Genomic DNA, 13,523 nt, shown 5'->3' on the forward strand with positions numbered 1-13,523 from the left:
GCGTGAATTCATTTTTCACCTCATCAGTTATGTAATATATAACCTCTGAGCGTGTCTAAAACTATTAAACCACTTCAACCCCGACCCGAAAGGCAGACGGAATAAGGCGAATATATCGCGAAGCGACGATTTTCCCGCCGGGAGCCAGGGTTGCAAGGGAGGCGGCGGCGAGCCTCCCTTGCACGTTCACGGGTAGGGTGGTTTCAGAAAAGCAGTAGACATAAGGTGAACGGAACCCTTCGCAAAATCAGCATGTTGTCCGTTCCGGGTAAATGCCACATGGCTTTTTAGTTTGCCAGTGCTGAACTAATCAGCCTTACTCCATCTCCCCTCTTTTTCGTCGTTATCGACCTACCCAAATAAAAAAATCGATCGTCATTTAAGTTACTGCCCCAACCTGCCGTTTTTTCACTAGATGGACAGGTAGCCCGGCCAGCCGGGACCTTCTTCGATATGCGTAATGTCGTATTACGTTTCAGCTAGCACTTTATAAGGAATATTGTCATGGCTATTTCTATTCAAACTAACTACGCCTCCCTGGTGGCTCAGAACTCCCTGGCCAAGTCCACCGAATCCCTGAACACCTCCATGGAGCGTCTGGGTACGGGTTACCGCATCAACAGCGCCAAGGATGACGCCGCAGGCCTGACCATCGCCAACCGCATGAACACCGATATGGTCGGTATGAACGCCGGTATCGGTAACATTGAAAAGACCCAGGACATGCTGCAAACCGCTGACCAGGCGATGGCCGAACTGACCAGCATCACCGACCGTATGACCGAACTGGCAACCCAGGCATCGAACGGCACGAACTCCACCGCCGACCTCGAAGCTATGGACTCCGAGTTCCAGAAACTGGCTGATGAAGCGAACCGTATCGTTACCGACACCCAGTACGCGGGCAACAACCTGTTCGATAAGCTGGCTGCCGGTTCTATCAACGTACAGATTGGCCGTAACGGCTCTGCAGACTCCATCAGCGTTGATGTTTCCACAGAAATTACCGACATGCGTACTGCAATCGGCAGCATGGGTACCATGACCCTGACCGGCAGCGGTAGCGCCCAGGCGGTACTGAGCGGCCTGAGCTCAACCTCCGACACCATCTCGGCTGCCCGTTCTTCCACCGGTGCTTATATCAACTCCCTGGAACACACCAAGAGCAACCTGATGAACGTGGAGATGAACACGGAGGTGGCGAAAGGGCGAATCATGGATGCCGACTTCGCGGAAGAAGGGGCCAACATGTCCAAGCAGATGATGCTGCAGCAGTCCGGCACCATGGTCATGGCCAACGCCAAATCAATGAGCGGCCTGGCCCTGAACCTGATCGGCTAATTATCCGGCTTACCGTCTCACTAAATGGACTGCCCCGGCAGTCCATTTTTTTGTGATGGTCCTGAATGTGCTACGTCTGCATATCGTTAAATGAAAATCGGCACGATTCTTGCTTTTACGATGTTCAGCGCTCACTGAGAGGCATACACACACTATGATCAACCCCTCCTATCTGGCCAGCTACTTCACCGCCCTTGAGCGGGCGCCTTACGATGAGCGCTATCAGGCCCAGATGGCCGATGTGGACGCACAGATCGCCGCCTGGGGAGAAATTGAAACCGCCATTACCAGCGTACAGACGGCAGCGAAAGCGCTCTATGCGGACAACGACGGTTTCAATACCACCAAAGCGTCAGTATTACCGGAGAACTCCGGTGCGACCGTATCAACCGGTGCGGGCGCCATCCCGGGTCACCATGAACTCTATGTCGAGCAGGTCGCCAAGGCGCAGCAGGAGTCGCTCAACTTCGGTACCAGCGGCAATGTGCCCGCCGGCACCCTGACGATTGATGGCACTGATGCCGATGGCAACCCGATAAGTCTGGTCATTGATACCAGCACTCTCAACCCGCCTACGGTCGAGTCACTCTCTAATGCCATCAATGCCCAGGGCGATGATCTGGGGATCTCAGCCTCGGTACTGAAGGACGATACCGGCAACTACAACCTGGTAGTGACCAGTGACGATACCGGCGTTGATAACGGGTTTACCATCAGCTTCTCCGACCCTTCCGTCACCCAGAAAACACTGAGCCAGGCGCAAAACGCCATCGTCTGGTACGGCGGTCAGAATACCGGTATCCGCTACGAGTCCCAGAGCAATACCATCAGCGACATGATCCCCGGTGTCACTATCAACGTCACCCAACCGGGTCAATTGACGATTGATGTCATACCGGACACCGAAGCGATCACCACGGACGTACAAGCCTTTGTCGACAGCTACAACGCGATGCTCGACGTGTTCACCACCCATGTGAACACCCCGGAAGGCGCGCTGTATGCCAACGGCTCGGCACGCGGCATCCAGAACAGTCTCAAGCAGACGTTCTATACCGTCAGCCCGGACGGCATGATGATGGCCAACTACGGCATCACCTCCGATCCCTACACCGGTAAGCTGACGCTGGATACGGAAGAGCTGCAAACCGCGCTCACCGAGAACCCCGAGGACGTAGCCGCCCTGTTCAAAGACGTCGCCACGCAAATCGACGATCTCGTTTACAACTACACCTCCACCAGCGGCACCATCTACAACGCCCAGCAAAGTCTGGATAAAGAAAAAGCCAGCATCCAGTCCGATATGGACGCGCTCGATCGCCGTATGGATAAGGTCTACCAGCAATACCTGAAAGAATTCAGCGAGATGGCCGAGTACATCAACATCATGAACGCCACCTCGGCCATGTTCCAATAACCCGGCAGGAGTCGCCATGTTTGACAATGACAACCCGCTAATCGCCTATCGGCAGAATGCCGGGGCCGCCCGTATCGCCGCCGCCAGCCCACAGCAACTGGTCGTCATCCTGCTCGATCACCTGCTCGACGAACTGGATTATATCGAAAACTATATCGCCACCATGCAGCTCAACCGCAAGGGCGACAGTATCAGCAAGTGCCTGGAGATCCTGCATGTTCTGGATGCCAGTCTGGATATCCAGAACGGTGGGAAACTGGCTGAAACCCTGCACCAGCTCTACGACTTCTGCAGTCGCCGCCTTCTGACCGTCAACCTGCGCAATCAGCCAGAGCCTCTGCAAGAGGTACGCCGGGTGATTATTCCGCTCAAGGAAGGCTGGGAAGGTACCACGTGATAGACCGTATCAGAGAGCTGGGCGAGCAGTTGCTCGCCGCCATGGAAGCGAGGGCGGCAAAGCGTGAGTGGAAGGCATTAATTCAGCTGGATGGTCAGCTTGCCGATCTGTTACGCCGTCTCGGGCATCAGCCAGCCCTTAAAAACCAATTGCCAATGACCGAATGGCAGGCCCGTCATCGGCAGATAATCACCCAACTGGAAGCCCGCCAGGCATGGCTGGGCGAGCGCCTGCGCGGCGACAGTGAATTGCGGGAAGGCAAACGCACTTATCGTGAAGTTCAGTTGTACGGAGGAGAAAAGCAGTGATTCAATCCACACCAGGTTTGCCCTACGGAAGCCAGGCTTCCCCTGCACCCGGAAGTTTCGTTGCCTTGTCCCAGGCAAAGCCAGGGTCCCCTTTCCGCTTTGAGAACAACATGGGTTCCCCTGCGGTGGACGAGCTGATGGTGGAGATCGAACAACTGCGCAAAATCGCAGCGAATGAACCGGACCTGCTGACCCGTCTGGATGACATGCTGGAAGCACTCCGCGCCCATGATCAGGGGAACAAAGATGCGCCCGCCAGGCTGATGGAGACGGTAAGCCAGATGTGGCAGCGCCCTCTTCAGGATCCCGCTGTCGTGGCGCAGTTACAGCAGGTTGTCTCCACACTGGAAAGGGCGCTGGCGGCAGAACCCAAGAGCGAATCCCTGATTGCGCAGCTACGAGGTATGCAGGCGATGCATCCCGCGCGCCTGAAGCAAGGCACAGAGCTGACCGTGGGCGAGCTCCAGAAACAGGCGCCGCATCAGACTGGCAAGCTCGCCAATGGCGCCCCCCTGGCCCCTCTACAGACGCAGGCGCTTCTGACACAGCCAAAACCAGACTCTCAGTTGCTCTCTTTGCTGAGTACGATGGCGCTGAATAGCGAACAGCTGAGTGAGCTGACAAGCCAGGTCCAGTTGCGCCAGACGCAGCCGTTGCTCCCCGTCGCGGCAAACACGATGAGTCGGCCAATGCCAGGCTCTGTCGGGCATGAGTTTTCTCCGCTGACCCTGGACAGACAACCTTCCCTGTGGGCCGAGCAGATGCTGGCGCCGCTGGTGGACCGCCTGCGGGTACAGAACCACCTGGGGGTAAAACAGGCAACCCTGCGACTCGATCCGCCCGATCTGGGCAAACTCAATCTCCAGGTACGAACCGAGGATGACAGAGTCTTTATCCAGATTTCGGCCACTAACCCGGCGGTCAGGGATCAACTGCTGCAATTAAGCGACAGGCTGCGGCAGGATCTGCTGTCCGGACAGTCGTACAGCCAGGTCGATGTCGAAATCGGCCAGCACGGCGAGCAAACCGACGACCGGCAGACCCGCGACGATGATCAACATATTGCCCTCGCCGCCGAAGGGCACGATGAACCCGAGGCTCGCTCGCTTGCGACGACCTCCGATTATCATCTGGACACCTATGTCTGATTATCCTCTTTTCCTTTTATAACGAGACAGTTATCCATGGCAAAAAATATTATTATCGGCCTTCTTCTGGTGTTGCTGGCTGGCGGTGGTGGTTATTTCTATCTCGGTGGGATGGAAGGAATACAGAAATGGCGGGAGGCGTCTGCCACCAGCCAAAGTGAAGGCCAACCTGAACTGCAGCTCTATACCATCGAAAAGGTACTGCTAACCCTGCCGGAGGCAGGTCAACCCCGGCTGCATCACGCCCAGCTTGATGTTGTGCTGACCAGCTTCGACCCCAAAACCGTCGCGACCCTGAAAAAACTGGATCCTCTGCTGCGCAATATCATCGTCGAGACGTTCTCCGACAAGACATTCGACCAGCTCAGAGAAATGAAAAATTTCAACACGCTGCAAAAGGAACTTCAGAGTGCGTTCGTGGTGGCGCTGGCCAGGTACAAGATCAACCTCGAACTGGTGGATGTGAAACTCAGTAAGATGGTCTTGCAATAACAGGTGGCCGTGATGTCGATGTTTGCCACCCACGATTCCGCGCTCTTCGAACAGTTCCAGGAGCGCAAACATATTGAAAGCGATCTGCTTCGGCAGTATCTCCCGCTCGTCCACAAGCTCGTCAACCAATTGCACAGCCATGCGGGTCCCATTATGGGACGAGAAGACATGATCCAGCTTGGGTTAATGGCGCTGCTGGACGCGCTGCGCCGCTATCCAGGACAACTGGATGCCGGATTTATCAGCTATTGCAAACAGAAAATCAGAGGCTCCATCCTCGATGAGCTAAGAAGACTCGACTGGCGTTCGCGCGGCGCTCGCCAGGAAGCCCATCGTCTCAATGATGCGACCCGCCTGCTGACCCAACAGCTCGGCCGCTCTCCCAAACCGGATGAACTGGCCGCAGAGATGGGTATCACCCTTGACGAATTGCGAACGCTGGAACAGGAGTCCCACGCGAATGTCTTGCAGAGTCTGGAGACGCTGCTTGAACAGGGTGAGCATTGCCATCCCGCTGGCAGTGACACCACAGAACCCATGGAGAGGCAACGTTGGCTGGCACAGGCCCTTGGGCAACTGCCTGAGCCCGATCGACTGGTGCTGAGCCTCTACTATCAGCATGAGCTGAACATGAAAGAAATTGCCGTCGTCATGCAAAGAACCGAGGCCCGCGTGTGCCAGTTGCATAAGCAGGCTATCTCGCGTCTGCAGGCGGTATTACAAAATGAAATGGAGTCGTACTGATGTTAAAAATTGTAGGCATCCTCGTGGTGCTGATCGCCGTCATCGGTGGTTATATCTTTGCGGGTGGCGCGATCCGCATGCTCTGGCAGCCCGCCGAATACATTATCATTCTGGGGGCGGCTGGGGGCGCTATGCTGCTGGCCAACGACAAGGAAGTGCTGAAAAGCATCTGCACCCAATGCAAGCGCGCCTTCGTGAAACATGATGATGGCGACCTGTATCAACAGTTTATCCTGCTGACTATGGAGGTGCTGGAAAACACCAAGCGCCAGGGGCTTAAGTACCTGGACGAACACATTGAGAACCCGCAGGAAAGTACGCTCTTCGCCAAATATCCGCTGATTCTCGATGAGATCCAGTTGGTGACTTTTCTCACCGACAACCTGCGACTGCTCTCAATGGGCAGAATAGAAGGATATGAGCTGGAAGCCATCCTCGACAAAGAGATCGGCGCAATCGCCGAAAAACGGCTCTCCGCCTCTCAGGCCGTCGGCACAATTGCCGAAGCCATGCCGGGCTTTGGTATCCTGGCGGCGGTACTGGGGATTGTGATCACCATGGGCAACATTGATGCCGGTATTGTCATCGTCGGTCTCAAAGTTGCGGGCGCGCTGATCGGCACCTTCTTCGGTATCTTCATGTGCTACGGCGTACTCAGCCCGCTGTCTGAAGCTATGAAAGCGACGGTCGAGCGCGATATGACGCTGCTCTACGCCTGCCGCGAGGTCCTGATCAACTTTGCTGCCGGTAAATCCCCATTGATGTCCATTGACGCCGGTCGCCGCATGATCCCAGAAAAATACAAACCCACCTTCGCCGTCATGGAAAGCTGGATTGAAGAGGCCAAGGCGCAATGACCGAAAAAAGCGATTCCGATAAGAGACGCAAAGGGTCGGTCATCATCAAACGGGTGACCAAAGTGAGCAGTGGTCAGCATACCGGGGCCTGGAAGGTCGCCTTTGCCGACTTCGCCATCTCCATGATGGCGCTGTTCCTGGTGCTCTGGATCATGGGGGCGACGACGGAAAAAGAGCGCAAGCAGATGGCGGAAGCCGTGGCCAGCAACAAGATAGTGGAACTGGACGGCGCCTCTGCGTTTCTGGAGGGGGCTGGCGGTAACTCTGTGCTGGAGGAGACAGTGACCTCATCATTGCCCTCGACGGAAGAGGAAGAAGAGACGCCAGAGAAGGCAAACGAGAACAAGATTAAGGAGGCTCTCGCCAGACAAGCGTCCTGGTACGAATCTCAGGCTCAGCTTGGCCAGTTGGCTGAAGATCTGTCCAGCACGATCCAGGCGATGAAAGTCAGCGACAGCGTCGTTATCGAAGTGGTTGAGCAAGGGGTGAGAGTCCGTTTTCAGGATCAGGCCAAAAAGCCACTGTTCGCCAGCGGAAGCCGGGAACTTAGCGGCTATTTTGTCAAGATATTGCGCTCTCTCGCGCCGGTCTTCGCGAAGATCAACAATCGGGTGATGATCACGGGCCACTCCGATGCCACGCCGCTCAACAATGCCTTTTATTCCAACTGGGAACTGTCCACAGAGCGCGCTATCACGGCACGTCACGTACTGGCACAAAACGGCATGAAACCGGAGCAAGTGATCCAACTGGCGGGCTATGCCGATACCATGCCTATCCAGGACAAAGATCCGTTAGATCCGGTCAACCGCCGCATTGAGATATTGATCCTGACCGAAAAAGGGGAAAAAGAGCTGAAGAAGATGTTCAGAAACAGCGCGGCCCCGATTTCCTCCGGGACTCCCTCTTCTGTGCCAGCCACACCACAGGTTAAACAGTGAAAACCGGGTTATGCGCAGCAAATGAAAATGTACCCTGAACCCGCATCCCAGCGGGTTCTTCCGGTCTTACGGAAACACTTCAGTTGGACTCTTCCCACACCTGGCCTATCGTGCGATTAGTGCCCCTTTAAACAGCCAAACGGAAATCCCTGAAAGTCAGGGTTCTTCTCGCCAGCGCTCGCCGACGGCCAGGATGTTCTGTACGGTTCCTCGCTGGACATTGGCCTGGGTCGTGAACAGCACCAGCGGATGGGATGACTCCTTATCAAAGCAGGACGTCACATGGCTCATCAGGGCATCAAGTTCATCCGTTCCCAAATCGTTGGGCTGTGCCTGCAATTGCCCCATCCATTGACTCTGCATCTGCTGCAACAGGAAGAAGTGCGACTCTATCTCACGGCCCAGACGACCGATTCGCCCCTGGGCCAGGGTGAGATCCTCTTCATTGCCTAACTTCCAGAGGCCGATTTCTCGCCAGGAGATATCGGGTTCCAGTTGCAATTTAATCGGCTCCCCCGTTGGAATACGGACGCCCCCACCCCGGACGTAGAGCTGTCCGTTGACCGCCTTCCACTGCTCGATCGGCACACTAAACACCAGCCCACCCTCTTCACCGGGTCGCGAGCGGATCCCCAGTCGCGCAAATGCGCGGCCAATCTGGCGGATGCGGACATCCAGCAATGAATCTCCCTTAATGCTAAGTCCGGCACGCACCGGACGCCCCCCCAGTAATATCAGCTCAAGGTGCTCATCACGCCCCGCAGGCGTCAGCAGGTTCAGGCCTGGAATGGAAAACTCCCGGATATCCTGATAACCGAGTAGTGCCGGGCGAATCCCCTGCGTCAACAGACGCAGGCCGCGATAGTGAGTCTGGAACGGGATCCGGGCCACTAACCGTTTCTGCTCCTGCAACTGGTTAGTCCAGCCCTTGAAGGAGCCCGCCTCTCTGATGGCAGTAAAGAGCTGCAACATATCGCGCAGCCCCTGTCTGACCAGCAACAGCGCGCGCAGGGTTATCTGCACCGCCGTTGCCTGCTGCTGGAGGGAACCCACCTGTGCCCAAAAGCGGTGTAAATCATAGCGTCCCGGCAGAGGGCGTAATAGCGGAGCAGGCAGTTGCTCCAGCTCCGGGCCTTTTCGTGATTCTGTAACAGGGGAGCCCAGAGGCGTCGTAAAACGGCGCCTCTGAAGCCCGTCAAGCTGACCGGTGCGTGGGGTAGTATTAGCAACCTTCATGCATTACATCATCTGGAATAAATTCATCTGAGACATATCCAGATAGGTTTTCTGTACCGCCTGCAGGGCGACCATCGATTCGGTGAGGTCCATCGCTGCCTTTGCGTAATCCAGGTCGCCAAACTGCCCCTGTAACTGTTGGTTGAACATTAAAACATCGGTGTGAGAGAGCTGCATGTCGTCGACCATGTTCATGCGTCCCCCCAGCTCGGCAAGCTGCATGTTAATCGCATCCTGAAAATCACCGACGGCAGTCAGCAGGTCATCAGACGCCTGGGCAACCTGCTCCGGAGTGGCGTTAGGATCGCGCAGCACCTCTACCGTATCGTCAATGGTGTTGAAGATGTCATTACCGCTGCCGAAAAGCTGATCAAACGGGCTGAAGGCCGCGTCGATACTGGTACCTTCACCCACAGGCACCGGACGCGTGCCGTTATCGCCCTTATAGACCCAGGTGGTTTCACCGGTCACCGGATCGGTCTCTTCAACCAGAGGGGGTTGATCGGTCACATTACCGCCAAACATATAGAAACCGGTCGGCGAGGTGCCATTGAACTGCATCGCCAGCGCCTCGTTGAGCTCTTCCAGTTCGGCAGCATACGCCTCCAGTTCTTCCGGCGAGGCCGTACCAGAACCAATATTGATCGCTATCTCCGTGACCCGATCGCAGATAGAGTTCATCTGGGTCAGATAGCTGTCGGCCGACATGAAAATGGACTCAAGATTATTGAGGTTGTCCATATAGGTGTTGATCTGGTTTTCACTGTGGCGCAGATCCTGAATGGCGCGTGCCGCCAGAGGATCATCAGAAGGGCGCAGCATGCGGTTGCCGGTGGCCATCTTCGCCGCTGTCTCATAGTAACTGACATTTGATTTGACCATCGCACTGTACATGGTCGTGTTCATCATGTTGGTACTGACACGCATAGGAGTTTCTCACAAGAGAGTTCTACGCTTCCCCCGCCGTCAGGCCGGAGAAGACGCCATTAGAACATGTTCAGAATAGTGGAAAATAACTCATCGCTGGTGGCTATCACCTGGGCATTGGCGACATAGTTCTGCTGATACGTCATCAGGTTCATCGCCTCCTCATCCATACTGACCCCGCTGACCGATGACCAGGAATAATAGGCTTGCTCCATGGTGGTCAGCGCCATCTCGTAGGCTTCACGCGCACTGGACGCGGCGCTGGCGACATGACTGTAGACCGCGTTATAGCTGTCGTTGAAGGTGTAAGAACCTCCCCCGAGTGAGTCAAACACAAAGGCCTGACTCTGTACGTTAAGCATGTTTTGCAGGTTGCTGTTGTCACCGGCACCGCTGGTCGGCGAAGAGGCAAAGGCCAGATCCGCATTGGTAAATCCCTCGGCCAGAGCGATGGTGCCTGCCGGATCCGCCGGATCATAAGTGAACATCGGTTTACCCGGATTGCCGTTGAGATCGTAGCCGACCACTTGCCAGCTATTGATGGCGTCCGCAAACTCTTGAGCAAATTCGTCGACATAAGCCTGCGCGGGAATCAACTCTTCCTGATAGTACTCGTAGGTCGCGCCCAGCGCGCCGCCGATGTCCGGATTGAGATAATAGACATCTTCACCAAAACGCAGCTCCAGCTTTCCATCGGAAGGCTGAGTGCCGGAGGTAAAACCGAGGGTCGCGGCCTCTCCCTGACTGACCAGCGGCTGTCCCTGGGGCAATGTGACCTGGATGGTACCGTCACCACAGTCAATCACGCTGATATCGAGCATTTCGGAGAGCTGCAGCACCGCGACATCGCGCTTATCCTGTAAGGCACTGACATCCTGTCCCGATGCCATCCCCTCCTGAATCTGCATGTTTAAATCGGCAATCTGTTGGGTGAGCGAGTTAACTTCCTTCACCATCGACTGCATCGACTTGTTAACCTGTTCGAGCTGGTTTTCCAGGTTGCCGTTAATGTTGTGCATCTGGTTGCACAGCTCGCGGGACGTATTCAGTACATCCTCGCGCAGGGCCGTGTTACCGGGGTCCGCCATACAGGCGCTGAGCGCGGCGAAATAGCCGTCTAATCCCATCCCCAGATTTCCACCGTCGGTCGCGAAGGTGTTCTCCAGGGCCAGCATATAGCCCGCATAAGCGCCGCTGTAACCCACTTCAGTACCGGCATCCCAGGCCTGCGCCACCAGATACTGATCGGAGATCCGCTGTACGCCATCGATACTCACTGTACCGTCGGCATTGGAGGTCAGCGCCAGGGTATGCCGGCTGTAGCCCGGTGTACTGGCATTGGCGATATTACCGGCAGTGACGTTCAGCCAGGCCTGGGATGCCTGCAAGCCGGACATCCCGATCTGCGTCATGTTGCTCATGATGTTTTACTCTCGCTACCCACTCGGTTAATAAAGGGATGGTCCTGACTGGCATCCATGAGAGGCACGCTGGCATAGTCATTCAAACCTTCTTCTACCACTCTGCCCGATGCGTCCTCTTCCCCTTTAAGGGCGACATTATTCTCTGCCGACTTAAATGCCGTCGTCAGTTCGCCCTGCTGCTGGGTCTGGCTGAACTGCCTGACGAGCATTTCAGCCAGACCAAACTGCCCCTGGGCACCCAGTTGCTGAGCGAGTTGTTCATCACCCAGTTCACGATAAAAACGCTGGGTGTCGCTTGAAAACGGCGAATCCTCTGCCGCCAGGGCATCGGTGGCATCGCGCATATGCTTGAGTACCGTCTTAAGAAAATGCGTCTCAAACAAGGAAGCCGCCTGCTCCAGAGCCTCCTGCGGATTCTCCTGCTTAATCTGGTTGAGGGATTGCAGGTCGTAGTAGGCTTTCTCGGATTGCTCGATAGACTTCATGTTATTCACCTTGTTATATGACGATAAGGTCAGCATCTAACGCGCCAGCTTTATCAAGCGCTTGCAATATGGACATCAAATCGCTGGCGGTGGCACCCAGTTCATTCAACGATTTGACAATCTTGTCCAGCGACGTCCCCTCGGGCATCACGGTTATCCGTGATTGTCCTTCGGTCATGTTCACCGTTGAGCGGCGCACCCTCTCCGTGGTTCCCCCTGCCAGCGCATTCGGTTGACTGACCCGGGTGTCTTCACTTATCGCCACCGTCAGGTTGCCATGCGTGACCGCCGCCTTTTTCACATAGACGGTATCGCTCATCACCACGGTACCGGTCCGACTGTTCAGGACAATGCGGGGGCGCTGGCGCCCTTCCTTAACCTGAATTTCTTCCAGCATCGCCAGGAAACTCACCCGGGCACTGGGGTCGCTCGGCGCCTTGACCCGCACCGAACCGGCGTTGTAGGCCGAGGCAATCCCACCACCAAACCGGGCGGTGATGGCCCCTTCGATATTGCGGGCCAGATTGAAGCTCGGCGTCTTCAGGTTCAGGCTGACATAAGCATTTCCGGTTGGGCTGGTAGGCACTGCTTTTTCCACCACCGCACCACCTGGAACCCTGCCGACGGTCGGCACATTCACCGTGACGCTGGAGCCATCGCTGCCTTCTGCAGAGGCGCCCCCAACGACCAGGTTGCCCTGCGCGAAGGCGTAGACTTCACCGTCCACACCGTAGAGGGGGGTCAGCAGCAGCGTGCCTCCCCGCAGGCTCTTGGCATCCCCCACCGAGGAGACGGTGATGTCGATGACCTGACCGGGCGAGGTCACATTGCTGATCTCAGCATGGATCGACACCGCCGCGACGTTTTTTGTTTTGGCCTGGTCCTCTTCCTGGATCCCAAACTGGCGCAGCATGTTGCTCATGGATTGCGCCGTGAAGGTCACCTGGTTGCGATCTCCTGAACCGTCCAGGCCGACGACCAGCCCGTAACCCACCAGCTGGTTTTTCCGCTCCCCGCCGATTTCAACCAGATTAAGCAGCGGTGTGGATTTGGTCTGCGCAAACGTGGGCAACAGGGCCAGCCAACATAACAACACTATGCGTATGCTCTGTCTCATTTTCAGAATGGACTCAAAGGACTATAGAAAAACTTGGTCAGCCAACCCGGATTGTTGCTGTCGGACATGGTGCCCTCACCGGAATAGCTGATACGGGCATCCGCCAGACGCTGGGAGGAGACACGGTTCAGGCCATCGATGTCCTCAACGCGCACCAGGCCACTCAGACGGATATACTCATCGCCCTGATTAAGCTTGAGCCACTTCTCGCCCCGCACATGCAGATTGCCGTTAGGTAATACGCTGGCAACGACCACGGTGATTGCACCCTGCAACGAGTTCTTCTGGGAACTCTGCGCGCTGCCATCGAAGTCGCGATTCGCGTTGATACTCCCCTTGAAATTTTTAGGGCTAAACGAACTGCTGCTCGCATCGGCCCCCACAGAGACATCGCTGTTTTTGCCATAACTGGTGTCGGCCTGCTTGCTGGACGATGTTTTTTCATCCAGGGTGACCGTCAGCATATCGCCGACCCGGTAGGCGCGCCTGTCCTGAAACAGCGTCATCACGTAGCTACGGTTGTACAGGGTGCCCTGGCTCGCATAAGTGACCGGTTGAGGCGTCAGTTGAGGAGGCGCATAATTCTCCTCTTCCACCTGTTTTTTCGAGTCAAGGGAGGGCATAGTGCACCCCTGTATCAACAGCCCCATCATCACCACGGCGCACCATTTTGGCCAATTGCTCATGTT

General features: G+C 55.9%; 15 protein-coding genes. 9 read left to right on the plus strand and 6 right to left on the minus strand.

Features of this window, described 5'->3' with window-relative positions; all coding sequences use genetic code 11:
• Positions 1-504: 504 nt before the first annotated feature.
• From AC07UY_RS17945 to AC07UY_RS17985, 9 genes are all read left to right on the plus strand, one after another.
• Positions 505-1,341, plus strand: coding sequence for a flagellin N-terminal helical domain-containing protein (locus tag AC07UY_RS17945; RefSeq protein ID WP_203358760.1), 837 nt, complete (start codon positions 505-507; stop codon positions 1,339-1,341).
• Positions 1,342-1,495: 154 nt separating this feature from the next.
• Positions 1,496-2,758 carry a flagellar filament capping protein FliD gene (gene fliD, locus AC07UY_RS17950; RefSeq protein WP_203358761.1) on the plus strand — a complete coding sequence of 421 codons (1,263 nt, stop codon included), beginning with the start codon at positions 1,496-1,498 and terminating at the stop codon, positions 2,756-2,758.
• Positions 2,759-2,774: 16 nt separating this feature from the next.
• Positions 2,775-3,155 (plus strand): flagellar export chaperone FliS, encoded by a 381-nt coding sequence (gene fliS / locus AC07UY_RS17955; protein ID WP_192611251.1) that lies wholly within the window; start codon positions 2,775-2,777, stop codon positions 3,153-3,155.
• Positions 3,152-3,463 carry a hypothetical protein gene (locus AC07UY_RS17960; protein WP_494701714.1) on the plus strand — a complete coding sequence of 104 codons (312 nt, stop codon included), beginning with the start codon at positions 3,152-3,154 and terminating at the stop codon, positions 3,461-3,463. The genes fliS and AC07UY_RS17960 overlap by 4 nt, the downstream gene beginning before the upstream one ends.
• Positions 3,460-4,611: a flagellar hook-length control protein FliK gene (locus tag AC07UY_RS17965; RefSeq protein WP_494701713.1), complete on the plus strand. Its 1,152-nt coding sequence runs from the start codon at positions 3,460-3,462 to the stop codon at positions 4,609-4,611. The genes AC07UY_RS17960 and AC07UY_RS17965 overlap by 4 nt, the downstream gene beginning before the upstream one ends.
• A gap of 36 nt (positions 4,612-4,647) precedes the next feature.
• Positions 4,648-5,103, plus strand: a complete 456-nt coding sequence (locus AC07UY_RS17970) for a flagellar basal body-associated FliL family protein (RefSeq protein ID WP_494661055.1) — start codon at positions 4,648-4,650, stop codon at positions 5,101-5,103.
• Positions 5,104-5,115: 12 nt separating this feature from the next.
• Positions 5,116-5,847 carry a FliA/WhiG family RNA polymerase sigma factor gene (locus AC07UY_RS17975; RefSeq protein WP_494701712.1) on the plus strand — a complete coding sequence of 244 codons (732 nt, stop codon included), beginning with the start codon at positions 5,116-5,118 and terminating at the stop codon, positions 5,845-5,847.
• Complete coding sequence (motA, locus tag AC07UY_RS17980; RefSeq protein ID WP_494661056.1) at positions 5,847-6,704, plus strand: flagellar motor stator protein MotA; 858 nt, start codon at positions 5,847-5,849, stop codon at positions 6,702-6,704. Before AC07UY_RS17975 ends, motA begins: the two co-directional genes overlap by 1 nt.
• Positions 6,701-7,645: a flagellar motor protein MotB gene (locus AC07UY_RS17985; RefSeq protein ID WP_494701711.1), complete on the plus strand. Its 945-nt coding sequence runs from the start codon at positions 6,701-6,703 to the stop codon at positions 7,643-7,645. The genes motA and AC07UY_RS17985 overlap by 4 nt, the downstream gene beginning before the upstream one ends.
• A gap of 156 nt (positions 7,646-7,801) precedes the next feature.
• On the opposite strand, the gene AC07UY_RS17990 is transcribed toward AC07UY_RS17985, so the two are convergent.
• The 6 genes from AC07UY_RS17990 to flgH are packed head-to-tail and all read right to left on the minus strand — an operon-like array spanning position 7,802 to position 13,520.
• Positions 7,802-8,881: a hypothetical protein gene (locus tag AC07UY_RS17990; protein WP_494701710.1), complete on the minus strand. Its 1,080-nt coding sequence runs from the start codon at positions 8,879-8,881 to the stop codon at positions 7,802-7,804.
• A gap of 3 nt (positions 8,882-8,884) precedes the next feature.
• Complete coding sequence (gene flgL / locus AC07UY_RS17995) at positions 8,885-9,808, minus strand: flagellar hook-associated protein FlgL (RefSeq protein WP_203358769.1); 924 nt, start codon at positions 9,806-9,808, stop codon at positions 8,885-8,887.
• A 59-nt stretch (positions 9,809-9,867) separates the two neighbouring features.
• Positions 9,868-11,229, minus strand: coding sequence for a flagellar hook-associated protein FlgK (gene flgK / locus AC07UY_RS18000; protein WP_203358770.1), 1,362 nt, complete (start codon positions 11,227-11,229; stop codon positions 9,868-9,870).
• Positions 11,226-11,717 carry a rod-binding protein gene (locus AC07UY_RS18005; protein WP_494661058.1) on the minus strand — a complete coding sequence of 164 codons (492 nt, stop codon included), beginning with the start codon at positions 11,715-11,717 and terminating at the stop codon, positions 11,226-11,228. The genes flgK and AC07UY_RS18005 overlap by 4 nt, the downstream gene beginning before the upstream one ends.
• 13 nt (positions 11,718-11,730) lie before the next feature.
• Positions 11,731-12,834, minus strand: a complete 1,104-nt coding sequence (locus AC07UY_RS18010) for a flagellar basal body P-ring protein FlgI (RefSeq protein WP_494701709.1) — start codon at positions 12,832-12,834, stop codon at positions 11,731-11,733.
• A gap of 2 nt (positions 12,835-12,836) precedes the next feature.
• Entirely contained in the window at positions 12,837-13,520 is a 684-nt protein-coding gene (gene flgH / locus AC07UY_RS18015; RefSeq protein ID WP_238929162.1) for a flagellar basal body L-ring protein FlgH, read from the minus strand.
• Positions 13,521-13,523: the final 3 nt, after the last annotated feature.

It is taken from the genome of Citrobacter sp. GW821-FHT02E08, assembly GCF_059421685.1.

What these genes read in the sequence shown, in the direction of transcription:
- AC07UY_RS17975 (WP_494701712.1), top strand. Translation starts at nt 5,116, where the DNA reads ATGTCGATGTTTGCCACCCACGATTCCGCGCTCTTCGAACAGTTCCAG.
- flgL (WP_203358769.1), bottom strand. Translation starts at nt 9,808, where the DNA reads ATGCGTGTCAGTACCAACATGATGAACACGACCATGTACAGTGCGATG.
- AC07UY_RS17990 (WP_494701710.1), bottom strand. Translation starts at nt 8,881, where the DNA reads ATGAAGGTTGCTAATACTACCCCACGCACCGGTCAGCTTGACGGGCTT.
- AC07UY_RS18005 (WP_494661058.1), bottom strand. Translation starts at nt 11,717, where the DNA reads ATGAAGTCTATCGAGCAATCCGAGAAAGCCTACTACGACCTGCAATCC.
- flgK (WP_203358770.1), bottom strand. Translation starts at nt 11,229, where the DNA reads ATGAGCAACATGACGCAGATCGGGATGTCCGGCTTGCAGGCATCCCAG.
- motA (WP_494661056.1), top strand. Translation starts at nt 5,847, where the DNA reads ATGTTAAAAATTGTAGGCATCCTCGTGGTGCTGATCGCCGTCATCGGT.
- AC07UY_RS17945 (WP_203358760.1), top strand. Translation starts at nt 505, where the DNA reads ATGGCTATTTCTATTCAAACTAACTACGCCTCCCTGGTGGCTCAGAAC.
- AC07UY_RS17985 (WP_494701711.1), top strand. Translation starts at nt 6,701, where the DNA reads ATGACCGAAAAAAGCGATTCCGATAAGAGACGCAAAGGGTCGGTCATC.
- AC07UY_RS17970 (WP_494661055.1), top strand. Translation starts at nt 4,648, where the DNA reads ATGGCAAAAAATATTATTATCGGCCTTCTTCTGGTGTTGCTGGCTGGC.
- fliD (WP_203358761.1), top strand. Translation starts at nt 1,496, where the DNA reads ATGATCAACCCCTCCTATCTGGCCAGCTACTTCACCGCCCTTGAGCGG.
- AC07UY_RS18010 (WP_494701709.1), bottom strand. Translation starts at nt 12,834, where the DNA reads ATGAGACAGAGCATACGCATAGTGTTGTTATGTTGGCTGGCCCTGTTG.
- flgH (WP_238929162.1), bottom strand. Translation starts at nt 13,520, where the DNA reads ATGAGCAATTGGCCAAAATGGTGCGCCGTGGTGATGATGGGGCTGTTG.
- fliS (WP_192611251.1), top strand. Translation starts at nt 2,775, where the DNA reads ATGTTTGACAATGACAACCCGCTAATCGCCTATCGGCAGAATGCCGGG.